Here is a 21,291-nt window from a genome sequence, read left to right as displayed (position 1 = left end):
CTCAGGCCATCCTTCCCGGAGCCTGTTCCCATTCCCCGGACCCCGCCGCTTCCCGGTAGATTCCCGCAAGCTCCTCCAGCAGGGCCTCCCAGCTCCTGTCCCGCACGTCCTCCCGGGCCTGGAGGCCCATCCTCCGGCGCCGGTCCCCGTCTTCCAGTAGCCCCTCCACCGCCCGGGCGAAGCAGGAACCCGTATTTTCCAGGATGGCGGTTCCGTTCCTTCCGTCCACCAGGTTCTCCTGGACGCCACCCGCATAGGCTGCCACCACCGGCATCCCGGAGGCGAAGGCCTCCAGGATCACGTTCCCGTAGGTCTCGTTCTCCGAGGCGAACACGAACAGGTCCGAGGAGGCGTAGGCCCTGGCCAGCATCTCCCCCTGGAGGAAGCCCAGGAAATGGGTCCCCGGGACGTTCCGCTTTTCCAGCTCCGCCCTGCAGGGGCCGTCCCCCGCCAGCAGGAGCCGGACGGGGAGGCCCTTGGCCTGAAGCTCCCCCATCATGTCCAGCAGCACGTCCAACTTCTTCTCCCGGGCCAGGCGGCCGCAATAGAAGAGCAGCAGCCCTTCCCCTTCCCCCAGGAACTCCCTGCGGAAGGCTTGGTCCCTTCGCTCCGGACGGAACAGGTCCGTCTCGATCCCCCTCCCCCAGAGGGTCAGGTTGGTGAGGCCCATGTCCTCCAGCTGGGACCTGGAGTGGCGGGAGGGGACCAGGTTGGTCCAGGCGCCCTTGTGGATGGCTTCCAGGTGCTTCTTCACCGGCTCCGTGAAAATCTGGAGCCCGTAGAACTCCAGGTAGTTGGAGAAGTCCGTGGTGTAGGAGGCTACGTAGGGGAGCTTCCGCTCCCTGGCGTAGCGCAGGGCCAGCCCCCCCAATACCCCTTCCGTGACGATGTGCAGCACGTCCGGCCGGTAGCCGTCCACCAGCTTCCTGAACAGCAGGTAGGGTACCGCCGCGCACTGGATTTCCGGATACAGGGGCAACCGGAAGGCGAAGAACCCTTGGGACCGGCCGGTCTCCTCCCTTGTGGGACCCGGGTGGAAGATCCTGTAGTCCATTCCCTGGCTTTCGAAATACCCCTCCATCCTCTTCAGGGTCTTCACCACCCCGTTTACATTCGGGTGGTAGGTGTCGGTGATCACTGCAATGCGCATGGGAAGCCTCCTTCTGTTTCCTTGGGATACCACCACTCTACCATTCCCGTGTTAACTCCGTATCAAGGGGAGGTGAAAAAAAGTGCCAGGCACTGTGAACATCCGTTCACAGTGTCTGGCACCTTCTACCGCACCGTTTCCTCCAACCCCTGGGTGAATTCCACCGTGGGCCTCCACCCCAGCTCCCTTGTGATCTTTCCGTGGTCCACCGCGTAGCGGCGGTCGTGCCCCAGCCTGTCCTCCACATGGACGACCAGGTCCCTGGGCCTTCCCTGGATCCGGAGGATCCTTCCCACGATCTCCAGGTTGGTCTGCTCGTTGTCCCCTCCGATGTTGTAGACCTCCCCCGGATTTCCCCGCTCCAGTACCAGGGATAGGGCGGCGCAGTGGTCCCGGACATGGAGCCAGTCCCGGACCTGGAGGCCGTCCCCGTAGACCGGCAGGGGGCGGCCCGCCAGGGCCAGCTCCGCCATGCGGGGGATCAGCTTCTCCGGATGCTGCCGGGGGCCGTAGTTGTTGCTGCAGCGGGTGACGTTCACCGGCAGCCCGTAGGTCTGGCTGTAAGCCCGGACCAGCAGGTCCGCCCCGGCCTTGGAGGCCGCGTAGGGGCTGTTGGGGGCCAAGGGGCTCTCCTCTGTGAACCTGCCTTCCCGGATGGCCCCGTACACCTCGTCGGTGGAGACCTGGAGGAACCGGACCCCCTCCCGGAAGCTCCGGTCCCCCGGCCCGGACCCCGGCAGGCGCCAGGCCTTCAGGGCGGCATCCAGCAGGACCTGGGTTCCCAGCACGTTGGTGGACACGAATTCCGAAGGGTCCTGGATGCTCCTGTCCACATGGGACTGGGCCGCCAGGTTCACCACCTGGTCCACCTGGTGGAGGTTGAAGACCTCTTCCACCATCCCTTTGTCCCGGATGTCCCCCTTGAGGAAGATGTGCCTGGGATGCCCCAGCACGCCCTGCAGGTTCCCCAGGCTGCCGGCGTAGGTCAGCGCGTCCAGGTTGACCACACGGACCTTGGAATCCCGCGCCAGCATCCATTCCACGAAGTGGCTCCCGATGAACCCCGCCCCTCCGGTCACCAGGATGCATTTCATCATGGCTACCACCTCCTTCAAGTTTTTGTCTGGTGTTTGCGCAACAAAAGGTGCCAGGCGCCGGGAACGGATGTTCCCAGCGCCTGGCACCTCCCTTTACAGCTCGATGCCGCTGTCCGGCTCTTCCTCCAGAAAGATCCTCCTGTACAGGTCCACGATTTCGTCCTTGGACTTGTCCCGCAGTTCCTTTTCGAAATAGTCCTCGTAGCCCGCAGCTTCAAAATATGCGGTCAGGTCTTCCATCATTTCCTCGATGCTGATTCCTGCTTCCATATCCTTCACCTCCTGGGCGGCTTGGTCTTTTCCCTACCTCCATTATACCACAAGGCGCAGGAATTTGTCTCCCCAACCGTCCTTCCCTATCGGAACAGTTCCTCCAGGGGAATCTCCAGCCCAGGGAACCGCCGGGAACAAAATGTCTGCCCCGCCCCAAGCCGCGCCTGCCCCACCAACTCCCGCTCCCGGAAGTGCCAGTAGTGCACCGTCTCCATTTCCGGATCCACCACCAGGTACTCCGCCACCCCCTGCCTCCGGTACAGGTCCAGCTTCACCCGCAGGTCCCTGGTCCTGGTCACCGTCGTGGCTACCTCCACCACCAGGGCGGGGACGCCGCTGTACTTCCCTTCCCGGATGTTCCACGGGTCGCACATGACGAACGCGTCGGGCCGGACGCAGGCCTTCTCCGGAAGGTCCTCGAAATACACGTCGTAGGGGGCTGCGTATGCCTGGCATGCCTCTCCCCGGAAGCGGTCCAAGAGCCTGTGGATGACCCGCATCAGCACCCGCTGGTGGATGTGGCCGGGAGGCGGCGATGCGTAGACCTTGCCGTCCACATACTCCAGGCTGTCCCGGGTGGAGGCATAGGCCTCCAGGAAGGCGACGTATGCCTCCTCTTTGGCACCCAGGCCATAGGACCCGGAACCTTCCAGCAACATTTTCAGGCCATTCCCCAGATTGGTCCTAAACTTCCTCGTGCAGACGCCCATACTGCCTCCCCCTCCTGTCCGGTCAAAAAAATCCCCAACCTTCCGTTCCATTGTACCACAACGGACACGACAGAACAAGCGTTCCGTTCATAAGGAAGGTGCCAGGCACTGTGAACATCCGTTCACAGTGCCTGGCACCTTCCTTGCAGCTTTCATGCAACCACAGAGAACCGGTAGATTGTGGTGGAACGGTATTCCTCCCCCGCTTTCAGTACGGGCGAAGGGAAATGCTTGTGCTTCATCGAATTCGGAAAATATTGGGTTTCCAGACAGAAGCCGCTTCTTTTTCCATAGAGGGCACCCTCTTTCCCCAATACGCTGTCCAGAAAATTCCCGGAATAGAACTGGATTCCAGGTTTTGTCGTAAACACCTCCAGAACCCGTCCGCTGGTCTCGTCGACGACTTCCGCGGCTTTTTCTGGAACCTTCCCGCCGTTCCCCAATATCCAGTTGTGGTCATAGCCCCCGGCATGGAGCAGCTGCCCGTCGTCCCAGCCGATCCTAGCGCCGATTGCCGTCAATTCCATGAAGTCCATGGGGGTCCCTGCAACGCTCCTGATTTCCCCGGAAGGGATGAGGGCGCTGTCGATCGGGGTGAACCGGTCGCCGCAGATCATGAGCTTGTGTCCCAAAACACTTCCCGATTGGTGTCCCGAAAGGTTGAAGTAGGAGTGGTTTGTAAGGTTGACCACCGTGTCCCTGTCGCTTATGGCACCGTATTCCATCACGAGCTCGTTTTTGTCCGTGAACGTGTACCGCACCCTTGCCTGGAGATTGCCGGGATAGCCCTCTTCTCCATCCTTGCCAAGGTAGGACAGCAGCAGGCTCTCCCCATCCTTTGACCCGACCATTTCGGCGTCCCATAACGCTTTGTTGAAACCGGCTACACCTCCGTGAAGATGGTTGTTCCCCTCGTTTTTTCCGAGTTTGTATTCCACGCCTTCCAGTTCGAAGCATGCGTTTTCCGTCCTGTTGGCGGTACGGCCGATGATGGCGCCGAAATAGTTTCTGTCCTGGACATACTCCTCCAGACTGTCATATCCGAGGACCACATCCCCCAGCCTTCCTTCCCGGTCCGGCAGGTTGATGGCCGTTATGATCCCTCCGTAATTTATGATCTGGACATACGCTCCAGCCGCATTCGTCAGTTTGAACCGGCTGACTTCCTTCCCGTCCGCTGTCTTGCCAAACGGCATCCGTTCAATTCCCATTCCTCTTCTCCTCGCATCCGATGGATCCCCAAGGGCTCATGCGAATTTGAATCCGCCCTTCTTGCTGGAATCCAGGATTTCGCGTATCTTTCCAGGCTCGAATTTGTAGTTGTGCCCATGGTCCAGCAGCCCGTTTATTTCCTGCTCCACATCCGTCAATTGGGTATAGCAGAACCCGCAGACGCTTTCGAAGGATGCGATTCCTTTGATGACCCGTTCGAACCGTGCGATGACTTCCGCCGCATCCTTGGGACGGTCCCCATACCCCCAGCTGTCCAGGGCATCAACCTCTCCAGCGAACGCAATCCCTCCGCATTCGCTGATGATCACCGGCTCCCCTTGGTAGGCATATCCGTCGGCATAATTTTTCCGCAGGCTTGTCTTCGACAGGACGCCGTTGGCATGTCCCCCAAGCTTCCCATACCGCTCGTTGTAGGGGGAATCATAGGAATAATCATGGATGGAGAGGATGTCCGTGCGGGCATGCTCCCATCCGTCGTTCCCGATGACCAGCCTCGTGGAGTCCATGCTTTTCACGAACTGGAAGAGAGAATCCACGAAATTCTGCTGCCTTTTGTCCTCCAGGATTTCGTTCACACCCCAGGATTCGTTGAACAGGGTCCATACGATGACGGAGGGGTTGTTGTAGTGCTTCTTGACCAGTTTCCCGACCTCATGCATGACCCGTTCCCCAGCCAGCCTGTCGAAGGCGTAGGTGCTGGGCATTTCAGCCCACATGACAAGACCGCAGCAGTCGCATAGATAAGCGAACCGGTTGTCTTCGATTTTTTGATGCATCCGGACTCCATTGAAGCCGAACGCTTTCATCTTCTCCACATCCTCCACCAGCCAGTCCACGGAAGGGGGCGTCATCAATCCATCCCCATAGTATCCTTGGTTCAGAACCAGTTTCTGGTAGAATTCCTTGTTGTTCAGATAGATTGCACCATTTTCCGCATGGATCCTCCTCATGCCGAAATAGCTTTCCACCTCGTCTTCGTTTTCAAGGTCCTTGTACCTCAGTTTCAGTTCATACAGATGGGGGGTTTCCGGACTCCAACATTCAACCCGGAAATCGGGGTTGTTCGAGCTCACGTCAAGGACCATCCGGCACTTGCCGTCCTTCACCTTTTGGACCACCCGGTTGACCAGCTCCTCCCCAAAGCGGACCTCCACCGTCAGCTCGCCTTCCTTGTCGGCTTCGCTGATGTAGGCCTCGATCTCCACGCAGGAATGGCCCAGGTCGGGTGTCACATAGAATTCACCGATGTAGGTTTCCGGCACTTCCTCCATCCACACGTCCCTCCAGATGCCGGTCGTCCTTGTGTACCAGCACAGGAAGTTTTCGCTTTTCCAGGATTGTTTTCCCAACGGCTGCCTGCACGAGGTCCTGTCCTCCACCCGCACCACGACCGTGTTTTCACCCGTCGCCGCGAATTCTGTGATGTCCAGCACGAAGGGCACAAAGCCTCCCTCATGTCTCCCCACGAAATTTCCGTTGATCCAGACCGTCGCCAAGTAGTCCACGGCCTCAAAATGCAGCAGCAGCCTTTTTCCATCTTTCTTGTCGGCTCCAAATTCCCTTTTGTACCAGACCACTTCACAATCCTGTTCCGCCGCAACCCCCGACAGGCTGCTTTGGTAGACGAATGGCACTTGGATCTTCTCCGGAAACTCCCTGCCGTCAAACCATCTCTCCTTGATCCCGCATTCCTCGAAGTCGAATGCGAAATCCCATGTTCCGCACAAATCCCACCACTTCTTCCGCACAAACTGCGGATTCGGATGCTCTAAACGCTCGCGATTGATTTTCATATGATAATCCCTTCCATAGCAATCATTTTATTCCCGTCATGGCGATTCCCTTGACGATCTGCTTCTGGAACACCAGGAACACGATCAATGCCGGAACGCTGGCAATCACATTTGCTGTCATGGGCATGGTGACATCCGTAGAAAACGTGCTCTGGAAAACAGGCAGCGCTACGGTCAGCGTCATCATGGAGGAGTCCGTTCCCACAAGCATCGGCCAAAGGAAATTGTTCCAGGATTGAATGAAAAGGAAGATCATAAGGGCCGCCGTCGTGTTTCCGGAAAGGGGCAGGAAGATCTTTCTCCACACCCAGAAAATATGGGCTCCATCCATGTTCGCCGCCTCGATCAATTCCCTCGGAACCCCATCGTAAAACTGTTTGAATATGATGACCGCCAAGGGCATGGCCAATCCGGGCATGATGAGGCCGGCGTAGGTGTTCATCCAATCCAAGGAGATGATCAGCGAAAACAGCGGCATGATCAGCGCTTCCACAGGGACCATCAGCCCTGCGAGGATGATGAAGAAAACGACCTTTTTGCCCTTGAACTCTATCACCGACAGCGCGAATGCCGCCAGCGACGCCAACAGGATGCCCACCAGCGACTGCACCGCAGCGATGAGGAAGCTGTTGAAGATCCAGCGCCCCATCCGGGACGTGTCCAGTATCTTCAGGAAATTTTCCATGGTGAATTTCGTTGTGAGCATGACCATGAAATCCGTAACGTTGGATTCATACGGCTTGAAGGAAACCAGCAGCATCCAAACCATGGGGATCAGCATGATGGCGATCATGATCCAGATCAATACCGGTATGACAACCGTTCCAGGCTTGATGTTCTTCATCTTACGCACCTTTTCCACCTCCATCATTGGACGTCACCTTGTTGTAGACGAACGCCACTACGATGATGACCAGCAGCAGCATGTACGACATCGCCGACGCGTACCCTGCGTTCCAATCCTTGAACCCTTTTTCATAAATGTATTGGACCAGCGGGCGCGTGGACGTCCCCGGTCCCCCGCCTGTCATCAGGAAAGGCTGCCCGAATATCTTGAACGATGCGATGATCTGCAGCAGTACGATCATGACCGTCACCCCCTTCAGGGAAGGCAGCGTGATGTATTTCAGCTGCTGCCATTTGGTCGCGCCGTCGATGGAGGATGCCTCATACAGCTCATCCGGTATCTCCTGCAGTCCGGCGATGAACAGGATGGTGTTGAACCCCACCGTCCACCAGGTCGTGGCGATGATGATGGTGGCCCAGGCCAAGGGGGCACGGTCGAACCAAAGCACCTGATCCCCGACCACACCCAATCTGATCAGATAGCTGTTCAGGAATCCGATATACGGCTTGAACGTGTAAACCCATATGCTGGTGATTACGGATATGGAAAGGATATAGGGAAGGAACGCCGCAATCTTGACGACTTTTGCACCCCTGTGTTTCGAATTGGAAACCAGCGCGAAAACCAAACCCAAGAGGACGATGATCGGGGTCGAAACGAACACGAAAAGGAACGTGTTCCCGAATGCCTCATAGAAATAGCTGTCCTTGAACAGCGCCGCATAGTTCGCCAAGCCCACGAATTCCTGGGGCCGGCCAAGCCTGCCTCCCCTTAGGCTCATGAAAATCCCATTGAACAATGGATACAGTGTAAACAAACCATACATCAACATGAACGGCAGCATGAAAATTCCCGCCGTCTTCCAACTGGTATAACTGGATTTTATTTTTTTTGCGCTCAAACGAGCCGCCTCCCATCTGCAATCGAAGAGTCCTGTCACCGTAGCAATTTCCCAAAACTACCGGAGCAGATTGTCGATCTCTTCTTTTGCCTTGTCCAGAGCTTCCTTGGCAGCATATTTACCCAAGAACGACTCGTTGATCTTGATCATGGCCAAATCATTGGCCGCTCCCAGCATGTCCGTCACAGGATAGTATTCCACCTGGTTGAGGACTTCCATGTAGTCGGACCTGTAAGGCATGGCCAGGTATTCCTCGGACGCAAGGACCGTCTTCTTCACCGGAACATGCCCCGCCTTGGCCCATGTCACGGCATTCTCGTTGGCCCAATCCACAAAGGCAAGGGCGGCTTCCTTCCGGTTTCCGTCGATATAGGTCGGTATCGCAAACGTGTGCGAATCCCCCCAGGTCTTCTGCTCCCCTGCAATGGCCGGTATGGGCATGACGCCGAAATTCAAGTCCGGATTTGTCTCATAATTTCCTGTTGCCCAAACCCCTGTGAAATTCAATGCCGCCTTGCCGGATTTGAAGATGTCGTAGCTGGAGGCGTCATCGATCCCTTTCTTAAGGTACCCTTCGGCGGCCCAGCCGTTCATGATGTCCATCGCTTGGACGCCCGCTTCCCCGTTCAGCACCGCCTCGTCGCCTTCGATATAGCTGCCGCCGGCCTGTGCGTTCAACACATACCAGGCCCAGAATTGCTGTACCGTATTGGCTCCGGAGTTGGCGATGTCCAACACGTGTTCATCGGCGGACACGACCTTCGAAATCTTGTCCAGGATGGCATTCCAGCCTTCAATACCGTTCACGCCGCTCAAATCCTGTTCCGACACGCCTGCTCTTTCCAGAATGTCCTTGTTGTAGAACAGGACCATCGCATGCGTATCCAGAGGCACCGCATATTGGACCCCCTCGAATGTGACGGCATCCACCTGCGCTTCCATATAGGTGGACCAATCGACATCCGATTCGATTTGCCTGACATCCTGCAGCTTTTCCGTAGGGATCAGTTCCGCCAATTTGGATTGGTGGGCGATGAAGAAATCCGGACCGCTTGAAGCGATCAATGCGCTGTTCAGACCCTGGTAGTAGGTCCCCCATTCCCTGGACACCAGCTCCACGGTGAAGTCCGGAGCGGTTGCATTGTACGCATCAACGATCTGCTTCATGAATTCATAATCGCCGCCGCCGAAGGGCGCCCAAAACACCAACTCTCCCGTTGCAGCTCCCCCTGTTCCTCCATTTCCAGACCCGTTGTCCGTTTGGGTTTTGCCGCAACCCACGGAAAGAATCGAAACCATCAATAAAAGCACAATCCCCGATACCGCTAAATTCCTCTTGGCCATCTCGTTTCTCCTTACCTTGGTTTTTGTCTTTACCTGTTTCCCATCTCGCCGCCTGCAGCCCATTTTCAACTCCATCACGGCAACACCCCTTTCGAAACTTTTTCCGCAAAATTCCTGGCATTCATTACATTATTACGGTTTCAAAGAAGACTTGGGCGCGCACCAAACTCTCTTTATGAGCCAAATTATACAACTTTTTCCTCTGCAAGTCAATAGTTTGTTGCATATTTTATGTTTCATTTCATTGTTTGTGCAACATAATTCCTGGCTTTCGTTTTCATTCCATCTGGTGTATACTAAAACAATAAATATGCTTCAATCAATCGGCCAACAACAAGGAGCTATGCCATGCTGCATTTAACCCTCGAAAACGTGGACCAGCTTTCCGCGCTTTGCAACGCCCTTTCAACTCCATTGAGGATCAGGATCCTCCAGCAGATTTCCGACAAGAACCTGTCCATTGTCCAGATTGCGGAAAACCTGAACACCTCCGTCTCGACCATAGCGGCAAACGTGAAGGTCCTGGAGGAATCGGGCTTGATCATCACGGACCTCCATACCGCCACAAGAGGCACCAAGCGGGTATGCACCAAGAACTACGCAGACATCTTCATCAATCTGGATGCACGCTATCCCTTGTTCGCATCCAGGAAAACCATCGAGGTCAACATGCCTGTGGGGCATTTTTCCAACTGCATCGCCACACCAACCTGCGGCCTCATCGGTTCCACCGGAACGATCGGCTCCGAGGACCTTCCAAGCGCCTTTTTCGAACCGGCGCATACGGATGCCAGGCACATTTGGTTCCGCACGGGCCATGTCGAATACCGCTTCCCCAACAACACCTACCGGTTCCAGAACATCGAGCTGCACGGAATCGGCTTTTCCATGGAAATCTGCTCCGAGGCGCCGAACTACGAGATGGACTGGCCTTCCGACATCACCTTTTGGATCAACGACAGGGAGGTCGGCACTTGGACTTCCCCAGGCGACTTCGGTGACAGGAAGGGCAAACTGAAATCCTACCTGTGGAACAAAACCTTCTTCACGCAATACGGCCATCTGCTGAACATCAGCATCAACCAGGCAGGCACCTTCATCGACGACGTCCTGGTGTCCCAGCAGACCATAGACACCCTTGACCTGAAGCAGCCCGGGATCACCCTGCGGATCGGCATCAAGGAGGAAGCAGAACACAAAGGCGGAATCAACCTGTTCGGCAGCGGTTTCGGCGACCACGACCAGGACATCCTGATGAAGCTCGACTACCAGTTGCACGAATAGGCACCCTAGGAAACCCAACAAAAAACAGACGGCACTGTGGACCACAGTGCCGTCTGTTTTTTGTTGCAGGAACCTGATGCCCAGGCTGGAAAAGGCGCCGCTCAGCTGTAGAGCAGCTTCGCCACATGCCCCTGCAGGGCCTTCTCGAAGAGGACGATCACCCGTCCGATCAGCAACGCCGAAGCCAGGGTGCCCCAGCCGATGCCGATGATCCCGCCGGCGAAGGCCAGGGACAGGGCCACCGCCAACAGGATGGACAGGATGTCGAAGATGTTCTTCACGAAGCCGAAGCTCTTTCCCTGCCTCTTGGCCAGCATGTCCGTCAGGCTGTCCGGGGAAAGGGGCACGATCCCCGCCTGGATGGTCAGGTAGATCCCCAGAGCCGAAACGGGGATGGCCACCCCCAGCAGGAGCAGCCCCGCCCCCAGGGACCGGGCCTCCAGCTGCAGCAGTCCGTTGAACAGGTTGACGATTTGCCCGAAGAGAAGGGTGAAGGGGACCTGGAGCAGCAGCCAAGGGACCTTTTCCTCCTTCCGGATCAGGAACTGGACCCCCACATAGGCCGAGAAGACGAAGATGGTGGTCAGTCCCAGGGACTTGCCTGTCAGGACGGACAGGGCGTAGGGCACGGAATTGATGGCCGACACCCCCAGGTTGGTCTTCGTGTTCATCACGACCCCCAGGGCCAGCAGGGTCAGCCCCGCCAGGTAGAGGCCCATCCGGGCCCAGGGGTTGCCCTTTCTATCTTTGATGCTCTCCTTCATGCTTTCCATCCTTCCAGCCACGCCATGGAACCCGCAGCCTTTCTTTTTTGTATACATTATACAGGAAATTCCGCTCCCTTGTCCACCCTCCAAAATTGCCCTTTTCCTGGGAAAAATTGCCCTCTTCCCCAAGCCCCCCATTTCCCCCGTTGACAATATGAACGCTGTTCATCTATAATTGACGGACAACATCCACCCGCAGCACCATCCACTTGCAACCAGGAGGTCAACCATGGCAGACAAACGCCTTTCCCTACTCAAGGACGCACCCATATCCAAAGCGATCAACCAGATGTCCCTCCCCGCCATCGGGGGCATGCTCGTCATGGCCATCTACAACGTGGTGGACACCATGTTCGTGGCCTGGCTGGGCACGGACGCCACCAGCGCCACCCAGGTGGTGATGCCCCTCATGATGCTCACCTCCGCCTTCGGGCTGGCCTTCGGCATCGGAGGCGGAAGCTACCTCTCCAGGCTCCTGGGCCAAAGCGACCTGAAAAAGGCGGACGCCGCCGCCTCGGTCTCCCTCTTCAGCGCGGTAGGCTTCGGCATCCTCTTCACCCTCCTCTGCCTCTGGCGGATGGAGGGTGTCCTGGAACTCTTCGGGGCTAGGGGCGCCGTCCTGGAGGAGGCCAAGGCCTACGGCTTCCATATCCTTCTGGGAAGCACCTTCGCCATGGGCAACATGACCCTGAACAACCTGCTCCGCTCCGAAGGCAGCGCCAAGCTCGCCATGGTGGGCATGGGGGTCGGCTCCATCCTGAACGTGTTCCTGGACCCTTTGTTCATCTTCGGCTTCGGCTGGGGCATCGGCGGCGCCGCCCTGGCCACCACCCTTTCCCAAGGGGTGACCTTCCTCATCCAGTTGTCCCATTACCGGAAGGGCCGCTCCGTCATCCGGATCGGCCTCCGGCATTGGGCCCCCAACCGGGAGCTCTTCGGGGAAATCATGAAGGTGGGCGTCCCCACCTTCCTCCGGCAGATGCTCTTCAGCGTCTCCATCGGCTTCCTGAACAACGGCGCGGTCCTCCACGGCGGCAACGAACTGCTGGCGGCGGTGGGCATCGTCTCCAAGGCGGGGATGCTCCCCATGTATGTGATCCTGGGGATCGGCCAGGGTTTCCAACCGGTGGTGGGCTACAATTTCGGCGCCGGCAACAAGCCCCGGGTCCTGGAGGCCCTGCGCTACACCCTGCTGGCCGGCGCCGGGGTGGCCGGGATCTCCAGTCTGGGGATGTTCCTCTTCGGGGAATGGTTCCTGGGCATCTTCAAGGCCTCGGAGGCGGTGACCGCCTATGGCGTCCGGGGCCTGCGGATGCTGGCTGCCGCCATCGTCCTCATGGCCGTCACCAACACCATCGGCATCTTCTACCAGGCCTTGGGCAAGGGACTGGAATCCCTCCTCCTCTCGGTGGCCCGGCAGGGGCTCTTCTACATCCCGGCCATCTTCCTGGCACCCCTGCACCTGGGGACCGACGGGATATTGGGGGCCCAGGCCATCGCGGACACCCTCACCTTCCTCCTGACCCTTTCCCTCTTCCTTCCTTATATGGCCAAGGACAGGCTGTCCCTGGAGATGGACAGCCGTCCCGGACCATTCCGGACGGACAAGCCGATGGAACAGGCGGTGGGGCATGCGTAGGAAAGTCATCCGCCCGGAGGAAATATTGGAGACGGCAGGGGCGCTGGTCCGGGAGGAGGGCCTTGCGGCCTGCTCCATGCGGGGGATCGCCTCCCGCCTTGGGGTGGCCGTAGGCACCCTCTACAACTACTTCCCCTCCCGGGACCTGCTGCTCCAGGAGCTCTTCAAGGCCAGCTGGGCCAGGACCGTCGAAAAGGTCCGCACGGAAGCTGAACGGGACGGAGACGGCCGAAAGAGGATCCTGTCCATCGCCCGGATCCTCCTGGAAGACATGTGGGACCGGAAGGGCCTGGGCCGGGAGGTCCTGGGCTTCCGGGAACGGATGGGGGACCAGGGCTGCGCCTTCGACGAAATCAAGGAAGCCGTCACTGCCGCCCTGGCCCGGGTCCTGAAGGACATCCTCCCCCCCGGACAGGCGGAGGATGCCCCCACTTTGGCCCGCTGGACCTTGGCGGTCCTCCTGGACACCATCATCGGGGACAGGCCCTTCGGGCCCCGGGAGGAGGAGCTCCTCCTGCGTCTGGTGCCCTAAGGCCCTATCCTTCCAGGCTTCCAAACAGCCGGACGCAGGCCGCCACCCCCACCAGCAGGGTCCCCGGAATCAGGAACACCGCCGGGATGATGTTCCCGCCCCCCAGGCCGATGGCCGCCACCTTGGCCGTCAGCGCCCCCATGAGGATGCACAGGAACACCAGATATACCGGCCCCAACAGGAAGCCCAGCCGGTTCCTGGCCAGCAGCAGCGCCCCCGCCAGGAAGGACAGGGGAAGCAGCAGGGCCAGGTCCAGCCCCTGTACCACCAGGGTGGTGGAATGCCCCAGGTCCTTCGGGTAAAGGCTGCCGTCCAGAAGGGGCGGCACCACCACGGACAGCCACAGCAGGCCGATGTTCACGCTGTTCACGATCAGGAAGCCCCCCGCCAGCCCCACCGGCGGCTTCCTCCCGAACCCAAGCTCCAGCCGGTCCAGGTCGAAGGAAAGCAGGACCAGGGCCAGGGCGAAAAAGGAGGCCCCCAGCAGGACCACATACACCAGGAAAAGCGCGTTGTACATGGCCATCATCAGATAGAAAAGGTAGGTCACCAGAAAGTAGCCCAGGGTCCCGGCCAGCACCAGACGGCCCTTCAGGGAGCCCTTCCAGGCCCAGCCCAACCCCAGGACCAGCAGTGGGATCCCCACCAGCAGGGTCACCCAATCCTGGGCGATCCCCTGGATCGCCACTTCCGCAGGCATGTGCCTGTAGACGCCCTTCCCGTAGATTTCCACCGTCCCTCCCCGGATGGTCTCGTGGGGATAGGTCCCCGGACCCCCGTCCGAAAAGATTCCCGCCGCCGCCGCAATCCCGGATAGGACCACCAGTACGCATACCAAAGTTGTGATGATTCCCTTGTGTCTCATGCCTTGCCTCCCGTCTTCCTGTCGGACTCGCCCTCCCCTCCATTATAGCTTCTTAGGCCGCGCCGCCGCAAGGGGCAGGCCACGCCCCTCCCCGGAAAAAAGGATGTAAACCGGGGAAAAAGGTGCTAAGATGGAGGTGGAGGTGATTCCCATGTTCTTGTTTCTGATTACCATGCTCCTGCCCATCCTGCTCTGGCTGCTCCTGCCCATCTACCTGATCGTCCGCCTGTCCAAACTGAACGGCCGCATCCGAGAGCTGGAGGCGGAGGCGGACCGGTTGCGCCGCACCCTTTGGGGGCTCTACGGCGAAGGCCGGCTGAACGCCGAGGAGTGGAGGGCCGCCGGGACAGCCGTCCCCCCACCGGCAGCCGCCGGTCCGACGCAGCTGGAGGAGATGATGCACCAGGACCTTCTCCAGCCGGGACCTGCCGCGCCGGTTCAGGCGCCGGCCCCAAGGGTTCGGCAGCCGGTCAGCTACGCCAACATCCTTCTGCTCCTGGGGGTCCTGTTCGTGGTCCTTGCGGGCCTGATCTTCGCCACGACCACCTGGACCCGCCTGTCCAGCCTGGGCAAGACCGGCATCATCCTGGGGCTGGTGTTCGTCTTCTTCGGCGCCTCCCTGGTGGCCATGGAGAAGCTGGGACTGAAGGCAACAGCCATCGCCTTCCACGCCCTGGGAAGCTTCTTCCTGCCCATCGCCATCCTGGCGGCAGGGTATTTCCAGCTCTTCGGCCCCTGGCTCTCCCTGGAGGGGGAAGGCCGTTTCCTCCTGGGGACCGCCTGCTTCCTGCTGCTGGGGGCCGCCTCCGCCTGGGGCGCCCGGCGCTTTTCGGTCCGGCTCCTGGCCTGGCTTGCCTGCGCATGCGCCTCCCTTGCGGTCCTGAGCCTGGCCAGGCACTCCACCCCCCAGCCGGAGACGGTGCTGCTTGCCTTCGTCCTCTACAGCCTCCTCCTGCTGCTCCCCTTGGGCCCCTTCCAGCGCTTCGGGCGGACCTTCCATCTGGTCGACACCGTCCTGGGGACCGGCCTCTCCCTCCTTCTCCTGGGAGGTGCGGGGACCTGGAACACCCCGGCCGGCCAAATGGCGGACACGCACCTCCTGGCCGCCAACCTGCTCTTCACCCTCTTCCTGGGGATCCTCTCCTGGAGGGAAGGGGACCGGCACCTGCAGCGGGCTTATGCGGCGCTCCTACCCTTCGTCCTGTTCCTGCCCCTGCTCCCCCTTCGCAGGCTGGTCCCGGCCTCCCTGGAGCCCCACCTGCTCCTCCTCTTCGCCGTCCTGGTGGCGGCCCTGGGGATCCTGGGCCTGGCCCGGTCCCTAAAGGAACCGGCATGGAGGCGGTACGAGGCCCCCTTCGCCCTGGCGAACCTGGTGCTTGCCTTGCCGGCCTTCTCCGGGGACACCCCCTTCTACGGAGATACCTTCACTCCCGGCTTCCTCTGGCTTTTCGGCCTCTACTGGGCCGTCCAGTGGCTCCTGAACGGGAAGCCGGGGACAGGCCTATCCCTGCACATCCCCCGGGAGGCCATGTTCCTGGGGGCCGGAGGCGCTTTCCTCCTCTCCCTGGCCCTCACCGCAGGACACCTTTTTCCCCAGGTCCATTGGTCCTACCGGCTCCTGGGGACCGGAACCGTCTCCATGCTCCTGTTCGTTCTGGGTTTCCGCCTTTCCTACCGTCCCCTGGACCACCTGAACATCCTGGCCCTGAACCTGCTGGCCCTCCTGGCCGTCCTTGGATACCTGGAGGGCCCCCCTCCGGTCGCGGGCTACGTGGTCTTCACTTCGGCCCTGGCGGGCCTGGGCTGCGCCTCCCTCCACCGGAGCCGGCACGGGAACTGGAGCCTCCTGCCCCTGCTGCTCTTCTATCCCCTGGCCTTCAAGTTCCTGGAGCACCTGGGCATGTACAGGCCCGCAGAGGCCTTCACCCTCCTGGTCCTGCTCTACGGCCTCCTGGCGGGCGCCGGACGGTTGCTCTTTCCCGCTTTCCGGGAGGTCCGGATGGCCGAGGGCCGGAAGGTCCGACGCACGGACGTGTTCGCCTTGGCCTCGTTGCTCTCCCCCCTCCTGACCTTCACCCTGGAGGGCAAGGGTTGGCTCTTCCTGGGCTGGCTCTTCCTGGCCCTGTATTTCGCCGGGTTCCGGGGTCGCCTTTCCCACCGGAGGGCGGACGACCTGGTCCTCTCCCTGGTGGCCGCAAGCCTTGCGGGTGCCTGGTGGAACCAGCCCTTCCTGGTCTTCCCCGAGCTGCTGCGGACCGAGCTGGACCTGCTTCCCCTGCTCCTGCTGGCCGCCCTGTACCGGATGGTCCTCTGGAAGGGCGCCGAAAGGACCACCTCCCTCCTGGCCTATGCCGCCGCCGTCTACAGCTACGGGGTGCTGGCCAGGGACTCCTTTGCCTACCTGCATCCCACGGATGCACTGATCGTGGGGGTCAGCGCCTTCCTGCTCCTGCTCTACGCCTTCTACCGGAAGCGGAAGCGCTGGTTCCTCCTGGCCGTGGTCGTCCTTCTGGGGCTCTCCCTCTACCTCACCCGGGCCTTCTGGCTGTCCCTGGCCTGGTGGACCTACCTGCTGACAGCAGGCATCCTGCTCATCACCCTGGCCGGCGTCAATGAACGGATGCGCCAGCGGGGGGCCAGCCTCCAGGGGACCCTCCACCGGCTGGGGGACGACTGGACCTGGTGAGGGGCGCCGGGCGCCTGCAGGAGGAAAGCAATCAAGGAAAGGCCATGCGACCGCATGGCCTTTCCTTTTTCCTTTGGAACCACCTCCCCAGGCGTCGCCGTCAGTATTTGATCTTGCGGAACTGGTGGGGCGTGGTGGAGGTCATGGTTCCGAAGACCCGGATGAAATGGGAGGCGCTGCTGAAACCGCACTGGAAGGCGATGGACTCCACGCTGTCGGAGGTGTGCAGCAGCAGCTGCTTGGCCGCCTTGACCCGCAGGCGGTTGAGGTAATCGTGGGGCGTGGTGCCGAAATGCCTTTTGAACTGCCGGAGCAGGTACTGGTGGTTGAGGGAGACCACCGATGCCAACCCTTTCAGGTCGACCTGCTCCCGGTAATGGGTCTCCAGGTGAAAAGCGGCTTGCTTGCAGGCGACCTCCGTGGGACTCTTGGTCGTCTCATGGAAACTGGTCAGGGCGGACAAGACTCCATGCATGGCCGCGGAAATCAGATGCTCGTTGGGGGACGGGCCCTCCATCTGGAACAGCACCTGTTCCACATACCGGTCCACATCCACCAGGCTGCATCCGGGATAGACATGGCCGAACCGTTCGGTCAGGAAGGCATGGTAGGCCTGGCTGTTGCCGCCGTCGAAGTGCAGCCACCGGAACCGCACCTTGCCCATGGAGCGGTATCCATGGAACCTGCGGCCGTCGATCAGGACCAGGGTGTCGGCACGCACCAGCTGTTCCCGGTTCTGGTAGCCGACCGAAAGCTCACCCTCGTCCACCAGGAGCAGCAGAAAGGTTTCCAGGCCGCTCCGGGACAGCGCGTAGGCCTCGTCGCAATGATACCTGCCTGCCGTGGGGACCATGCAGCAGTTCTCGCGGGCGAAGGCGGTGGGCTCGTAGAAATAGATGCGGGAATCGGGGAGGACCCCCGGGTCTTTCACTTGCACGTACGGATCACCTTCCTTTGATTGTGTAAGTCAATTTTTGATGATTTCTGGTCATTTGATGGCAATGACATTCTGTACCGCATTTGATATGATGACTACAGAAAGACAGTCGTGACATTATCATAAATCAACAAAGGACAATTTTCAACATCCAAAGGAGGATTCCATCATGATCAACGGTGAAAGAAGAATCGAAAGGCCCCTGCGCTGGGCGATGGTCGGAGGCGGACGCACAAGCCAGGTGGGTTACAAGCATCGGACGGGCGCCCTGCGGGACAACACCGCATTCCAGTTGGTCGCCGGCGCGTTCGACATGGATTTTGCGCGCGGACGGGATTTCGGCGTGAACATCGGGGTGGCGGCCGAGAGGTGCTATCCCGACTACAAGAGCCTGTTCGCCGAAGAGGCGAAACGCCCGGACGGCGTCGAGGCCGTCACCATCGCCACCCCCAACGGGACCCATTATGAAATCACCAAGGCCGCCCTGAACGCCGGCCTGCATGTTATCTGTGAAAAACCCCTGTTCTTCAAGGTCGAGGAGGCCGAGGAGATCAAGGCCCTGGCCGAGGAAAAGGGCAGGATCCTGGGTGTGACCTATGGATTTTCCGGCCAGTCCATGCTGCTGCAGATGCGGGCCATGGTCGCCGCCGGGGCCATCGGCGACGTCACCATCGTCAACTTGCAGTACACCCACGGCTATGGCTGCGACCCGACCGGCGACAAGACGAACGAGTCCCAGAAGTGGCGGGTGGACCCGGCCGTCGCCGGCCCCTCCTTCGTCCTTGGGGATCTGTCCACCCATACCTATTACATGTCGAACCTCATCCTTCCGGACATGCGGATCAAGGAGCTTCTCTGCGACCGCCAAAGCTTCGTGGGAACCAGGGCGCCGCTGGAGGACAATGCCCATGTCATGATGCATTATGAAAACGGGGCCGTCGGCACCATGTGGGTTTCGGCTGTCAACGCCGGCTGCATGACCGGCCAGAGGATCCGCATCGTGGGAACCAAGGCAAGCCTTGAATGGTGGGACGCGTACCCCACGGAACTGCGCCATGAGGTCCAGGGACAACCGGGGCAGATCCTGTACCGGGGAACGGATTATCTGGACGGCATCGCCAAGGACGACGAACGTTTGGGGGCGCTGCATGTGGAGGGACTGTCCGAATCCTGGGCGAACATCTACCTGAAGTTCGCCATCGCCATGGACGCCAAGAACCGGGGCGACGAGGAGCTGCTCAAGGACCTGGTCTATCCTTCCATCGACGGGGGATTGGAAGGCGTCCGTTGGATCGCCAACTGCGTGAAGTCGGCGGAGCAAGGTTCGGTTTGGGTGAAGTACGAGTGAAATTCAAAAGACCAGGGTGCAGTTCGGTTCGAACTGCACCCTGGTCTTTTTTTCCTGTTCCTGTGCTATTCCATCTCCACAGGGACCTTTTCCAGCCTCCAGATCTCCCGGGCGTACTCCTCGATGGTCCTGTCCGAGGAGAACTTGCCCGCCGAAGCCGTGTTCAGCATGGCCATCCTGGCCCACCTCGCCCGGTCCCTGTAGGCCAGGTCCACTTCCCTGTGGGCCTGGGCATAGGCGTCGAAGTCCTGCAGGATGAAATACTGGTCCGCCGGCTCTCCGCCGCCGTTCAGGAGGGAATCGTAGATCTCCCTGAACAGCTCCGGATTCCCGGGGGCGAAGGTCCCGTCGATGAGCTGTGTGGCCACCTTCCGGACGGCCGGGTTGCTGTTGTGGATGTCCCAGGGGTTGTAGCTCCTCTCCCTCTGGAGCCGGAGGACTTCCGGCGCCGTCATGCCGAAGATGAAGCAGTTCTCGCTGCCCACCTCCTCTGCAATTTCGATGTTGGCACCATCCAGGGTGCCGATGGTGACGGCCCCGTTCAGCATGAACTTCATGTTGCCCGTTCCGGAAGCCTCCTTGCTGGCCGTGGAAATCTGCTCGCTCACGTCCGCCGCGGCGAAGATGATCTCCGCGTTGGAGACCCGGTAGTTCTCGATGAAGACCACCTTCAGCTTGCCCCCGATGTCCGGGTCGTTGTTGACCACCTGGGCCACGTTGTTGATCAGCTTGATGACCAGCTTGGCCCTCCGGTATCCGGGAGCCGCCTTTGCTCCGAAGATGAAGGTCCTGGGGACCCTGTCCAGGTCCGGATTCTCCTTGAGCTCGTTGTAGAGGTGCATCACATGGAGCACGTCCATCAGCTGGCGCTTGTACTCGTGGAGGCGTTTCACCTGGACGTCGAAGATGGACCGGGGGTCCACGTCGATCCCGTTGTGCTCCTTGATGTACCGGGCCAGGCGCACCTTGTTTTCCTGCTTGATTTCCATGAATTCCTTCTGTGCCCCCGGGTCGTCCGCCAGGGGTGCGATCCCCTTGATTTGGGGGAGGTCCGTGATCCAGCCGCCCCCCACCTTCCGGGTGACCCAGTCCGCCAGCAGGGGATTTGCGTGGAGCAGGAAGCGCCGCTGGGTGATGCCGTTGGTCTTGTTGTTGAACTTCTTGGGGTACAGCGCATGGAAGTCCTTCAGCTCCTCGTTGACCAGGATGTCCGTATGGAGCCTGGCCACCCCGTTCACCGAATGGCTTCCTGCGATGCAGAGCCAGGCCATCTTCACCTGGCCGTCCGCCAGGATGGCCATCCGGTGGATCCTTTCGTCCCCGCAGCCGAACCGGTCCGCGATGTCCGCGCAGAACCGGCGGTTGATTTCCACGATGATCTGGTAGATCCTGGGGAGCAGCCGGCTGAACAGGTCGATGGGCCACTTCTCCAGGGCCTCCGACATGATGGTGTGGTTGGTGTAGCCGCAGGTCCGGGTCACGATGGCCCAGGCCTCCCCCCAGGCCATCCCCTCCTCGTCCAGGAGCACCCGCATCAGTTCCGGGATGGTCAGGGACGGGTGGGTGTCGTTGATGTGGAAGGCCACCTTCTCGTGGAGCCGGGAAACGTCCCCGTATTTCCGCTTGAATTTTCCCACCACCTGCTGCACCGTGGCGGAGATGAAGAAGTACTGCTGCTTCAGCCTAAGCTCCTTCCCCTGGTGGTGGTTGTCGTTGGGGTAGAGCACCTCCACGATGGTCTTCGCCAGGTTCTGCTGTTCCACCGCTTTCTGGTAGTCCCCCCGGTCGAAGGAGCCCAGGTCGAAGCTCTGTACGGCCTCCGCGTCCCACAGGCGCAGGGTGTTCACCGTGTTGTTGTCGTAGCCCACGATGGGCAGGTCGTAGG

The 21,291-nt window shown here is 60.0% G+C and carries 18 protein-coding genes; 5 read left to right on the top strand and 13 right to left on the bottom strand.

Going from position 1 to position 21,291, the window contains the following annotated elements; genetic code table 11:
* Position 1 precedes the first annotated feature (1 nt).
* The 9 genes from GXN74_RS04285 to GXN74_RS04245 form a co-directional block, all read right to left on the bottom strand.
* A complete protein-coding gene (locus tag GXN74_RS04285; protein ID WP_162369692.1) occupies positions 2-1,150 on the bottom strand; it encodes a glycosyltransferase family 4 protein in 1,149 nt (382 codons plus the stop codon).
* A 125-nt stretch (positions 1,151-1,275) separates the two neighbouring features.
* Positions 1,276-2,247 (bottom strand): dTDP-glucose 4,6-dehydratase, encoded by a 972-nt coding sequence (rfbB, locus tag GXN74_RS04280; RefSeq protein ID WP_246208584.1) that lies wholly within the window; start codon positions 2,245-2,247, stop codon positions 1,276-1,278.
* A 93-nt stretch (positions 2,248-2,340) separates the two neighbouring features.
* Positions 2,341-2,517, bottom strand: a complete 177-nt coding sequence (locus GXN74_RS04275; protein WP_162369691.1) for a hypothetical protein — start codon at positions 2,515-2,517, stop codon at positions 2,341-2,343.
* An 86-nt stretch (positions 2,518-2,603) separates the two neighbouring features.
* Complete coding sequence (locus tag GXN74_RS04270; RefSeq protein WP_162369690.1) at positions 2,604-3,230, bottom strand: Uma2 family endonuclease; 627 nt, start codon at positions 3,228-3,230, stop codon at positions 2,604-2,606.
* 152 nt (positions 3,231-3,382) lie between these two features.
* Positions 3,383-4,441: an aldose epimerase family protein gene (locus GXN74_RS04265; RefSeq protein ID WP_212505701.1), complete on the bottom strand. Its 1,059-nt coding sequence runs from the start codon at positions 4,439-4,441 to the stop codon at positions 3,383-3,385.
* A 36-nt stretch (positions 4,442-4,477) separates the two neighbouring features.
* On the bottom strand, positions 4,478-6,256 hold the full coding sequence (locus GXN74_RS04260) for a sugar-binding domain-containing protein (RefSeq protein WP_162369689.1): 1,779 nt from the start codon (positions 6,254-6,256) through the stop codon (positions 4,478-4,480).
* Positions 6,257-6,278: 22 nt separating this feature from the next.
* Entirely contained in the window at positions 6,279-7,100 is an 822-nt protein-coding gene (locus GXN74_RS04255) for a carbohydrate ABC transporter permease (RefSeq protein WP_246208590.1), read from the bottom strand.
* 1 nt (position 7,101) lies between these two features.
* Positions 7,102-7,884, bottom strand: coding sequence for a carbohydrate ABC transporter permease (locus GXN74_RS04250; protein WP_212505700.1), 783 nt, complete (start codon positions 7,882-7,884; stop codon positions 7,102-7,104).
* Between the two features lie 177 nt (positions 7,885-8,061).
* On the bottom strand, positions 8,062-9,348 hold the full coding sequence (locus GXN74_RS04245) for an extracellular solute-binding protein (RefSeq protein WP_162369687.1): 1,287 nt from the start codon (positions 9,346-9,348) through the stop codon (positions 8,062-8,064).
* A gap of 348 nt (positions 9,349-9,696) precedes the next feature.
* Here GXN74_RS04245 and GXN74_RS04240 point away from each other — a divergent pair, with 348 nt between their 5' ends.
* Positions 9,697-10,632 (top strand): ArsR/SmtB family transcription factor, encoded by a 936-nt coding sequence (locus GXN74_RS04240; protein WP_162369686.1) that lies wholly within the window; start codon positions 9,697-9,699, stop codon positions 10,630-10,632.
* A 101-nt stretch (positions 10,633-10,733) separates the two neighbouring features.
* Here the strand turns inward: GXN74_RS04240 and GXN74_RS04235 are convergent, their stop codons facing one another.
* Entirely contained in the window at positions 10,734-11,396 is a 663-nt protein-coding gene (locus GXN74_RS04235) for a DUF6198 family protein (protein WP_162369685.1), read from the bottom strand.
* A gap of 232 nt (positions 11,397-11,628) precedes the next feature.
* Here GXN74_RS04235 and GXN74_RS04230 point away from each other — a divergent pair, with 232 nt between their 5' ends.
* Complete coding sequence (locus tag GXN74_RS04230) at positions 11,629-13,038, top strand: MATE family efflux transporter (RefSeq protein WP_162369684.1); 1,410 nt, start codon at positions 11,629-11,631, stop codon at positions 13,036-13,038.
* On the top strand, positions 13,031-13,570 hold the full coding sequence (locus GXN74_RS04225) for a TetR/AcrR family transcriptional regulator (protein ID WP_162369683.1): 540 nt from the start codon (positions 13,031-13,033) through the stop codon (positions 13,568-13,570). The genes GXN74_RS04230 and GXN74_RS04225 overlap by 8 nt, the downstream gene beginning before the upstream one ends.
* A gap of 4 nt (positions 13,571-13,574) precedes the next feature.
* On the opposite strand, the gene GXN74_RS04220 is transcribed toward GXN74_RS04225, so the two are convergent.
* Positions 13,575-14,435 (bottom strand): hypothetical protein, encoded by an 861-nt coding sequence (locus tag GXN74_RS04220; protein WP_162369682.1) that lies wholly within the window; start codon positions 14,433-14,435, stop codon positions 13,575-13,577.
* Between the two features lie 151 nt (positions 14,436-14,586).
* Here GXN74_RS04220 and GXN74_RS04215 point away from each other — a divergent pair, with 151 nt between their 5' ends.
* Positions 14,587-17,121, top strand: coding sequence for a hypothetical protein (locus tag GXN74_RS04215; RefSeq protein WP_162369681.1), 2,535 nt, complete (start codon positions 14,587-14,589; stop codon positions 17,119-17,121).
* A gap of 100 nt (positions 17,122-17,221) precedes the next feature.
* Here GXN74_RS04215 and GXN74_RS04210 read toward each other — a convergent pair whose 3' ends face one another.
* On the bottom strand, positions 17,222-18,058 hold the full coding sequence (locus tag GXN74_RS04210) for a helix-turn-helix domain-containing protein (RefSeq protein WP_162369680.1): 837 nt from the start codon (positions 18,056-18,058) through the stop codon (positions 17,222-17,224).
* A gap of 169 nt (positions 18,059-18,227) precedes the next feature.
* Between GXN74_RS04210 and GXN74_RS04205 the strand changes: the two genes are divergently transcribed.
* Positions 18,228-19,406, top strand: coding sequence for a Gfo/Idh/MocA family protein (locus GXN74_RS04205; protein ID WP_162369679.1), 1,179 nt, complete (start codon positions 18,228-18,230; stop codon positions 19,404-19,406).
* A gap of 65 nt (positions 19,407-19,471) precedes the next feature.
* On the opposite strand, the gene GXN74_RS04200 is transcribed toward GXN74_RS04205, so the two are convergent.
* Positions 19,472-21,291 (bottom strand): glycogen/starch/alpha-glucan phosphorylase (locus GXN74_RS04200; RefSeq protein ID WP_162369678.1); only part of this gene is annotated, 1,820 nt, incomplete at its 5' end.

This window comes from Anaerotalea alkaliphila, assembly GCF_010179735.1.
Classification (GTDB): Bacteria; Bacillota; Clostridia; order Lachnospirales; family Vallitaleaceae; genus Anaerotalea; species Anaerotalea alkaliphila.
The sequence above is the reverse complement of the archived record's forward strand: the minus strand, read 5'-3'. Positions and strand labels throughout refer to the sequence as shown.

Excerpts from the sequence above, each read along its gene's own strand:
- GXN74_RS04285 (WP_162369692.1), bottom strand. The coding sequence starts at position 1,150 with ATGCGCATTGCAGTGATCACCGACACCTACCACCCGAATGTAAACGGG.
- rfbB (WP_246208584.1), bottom strand. The coding sequence starts at position 2,247 with ATGATGAAATGCATCCTGGTGACCGGAGGGGCGGGGTTCATCGGGAGC.
- GXN74_RS04275 (WP_162369691.1), bottom strand. The coding sequence starts at position 2,517 with ATGGAAGCAGGAATCAGCATCGAGGAAATGATGGAAGACCTGACCGCA.
- GXN74_RS04270 (WP_162369690.1), bottom strand. The coding sequence starts at position 3,230 with ATGGGCGTCTGCACGAGGAAGTTTAGGACCAATCTGGGGAATGGCCTG.
- GXN74_RS04265 (WP_212505701.1), bottom strand. The coding sequence starts at position 4,441 with ATGGGAATTGAACGGATGCCGTTTGGCAAGACAGCGGACGGGAAGGAA.
- GXN74_RS04260 (WP_162369689.1), bottom strand. The coding sequence starts at position 6,256 with ATGAAAATCAATCGCGAGCGTTTAGAGCATCCGAATCCGCAGTTTGTG.
- GXN74_RS04255 (WP_246208590.1), bottom strand. The coding sequence starts at position 7,100 with ATGAAGAACATCAAGCCTGGAACGGTTGTCATACCGGTATTGATCTGG.
- GXN74_RS04250 (WP_212505700.1), bottom strand. The coding sequence starts at position 7,884 with ATGAGCCTAAGGGGAGGCAGGCTTGGCCGGCCCCAGGAATTCGTGGGC.
- GXN74_RS04245 (WP_162369687.1), bottom strand. The coding sequence starts at position 9,348 with ATGGCCAAGAGGAATTTAGCGGTATCGGGGATTGTGCTTTTATTGATG.
- GXN74_RS04240 (WP_162369686.1), top strand. The coding sequence starts at position 9,697 with ATGCTGCATTTAACCCTCGAAAACGTGGACCAGCTTTCCGCGCTTTGC.
- GXN74_RS04235 (WP_162369685.1), bottom strand. The coding sequence starts at position 11,396 with ATGAAGGAGAGCATCAAAGATAGAAAGGGCAACCCCTGGGCCCGGATG.
- GXN74_RS04230 (WP_162369684.1), top strand. The coding sequence starts at position 11,629 with ATGGCAGACAAACGCCTTTCCCTACTCAAGGACGCACCCATATCCAAA.
- GXN74_RS04225 (WP_162369683.1), top strand. The coding sequence starts at position 13,031 with ATGCGTAGGAAAGTCATCCGCCCGGAGGAAATATTGGAGACGGCAGGG.
- GXN74_RS04220 (WP_162369682.1), bottom strand. The coding sequence starts at position 14,435 with ATGAGACACAAGGGAATCATCACAACTTTGGTATGCGTACTGGTGGTC.
- GXN74_RS04215 (WP_162369681.1), top strand. The coding sequence starts at position 14,587 with ATGTTCTTGTTTCTGATTACCATGCTCCTGCCCATCCTGCTCTGGCTG.
- GXN74_RS04205 (WP_162369679.1), top strand. The coding sequence starts at position 18,228 with ATGATCAACGGTGAAAGAAGAATCGAAAGGCCCCTGCGCTGGGCGATG.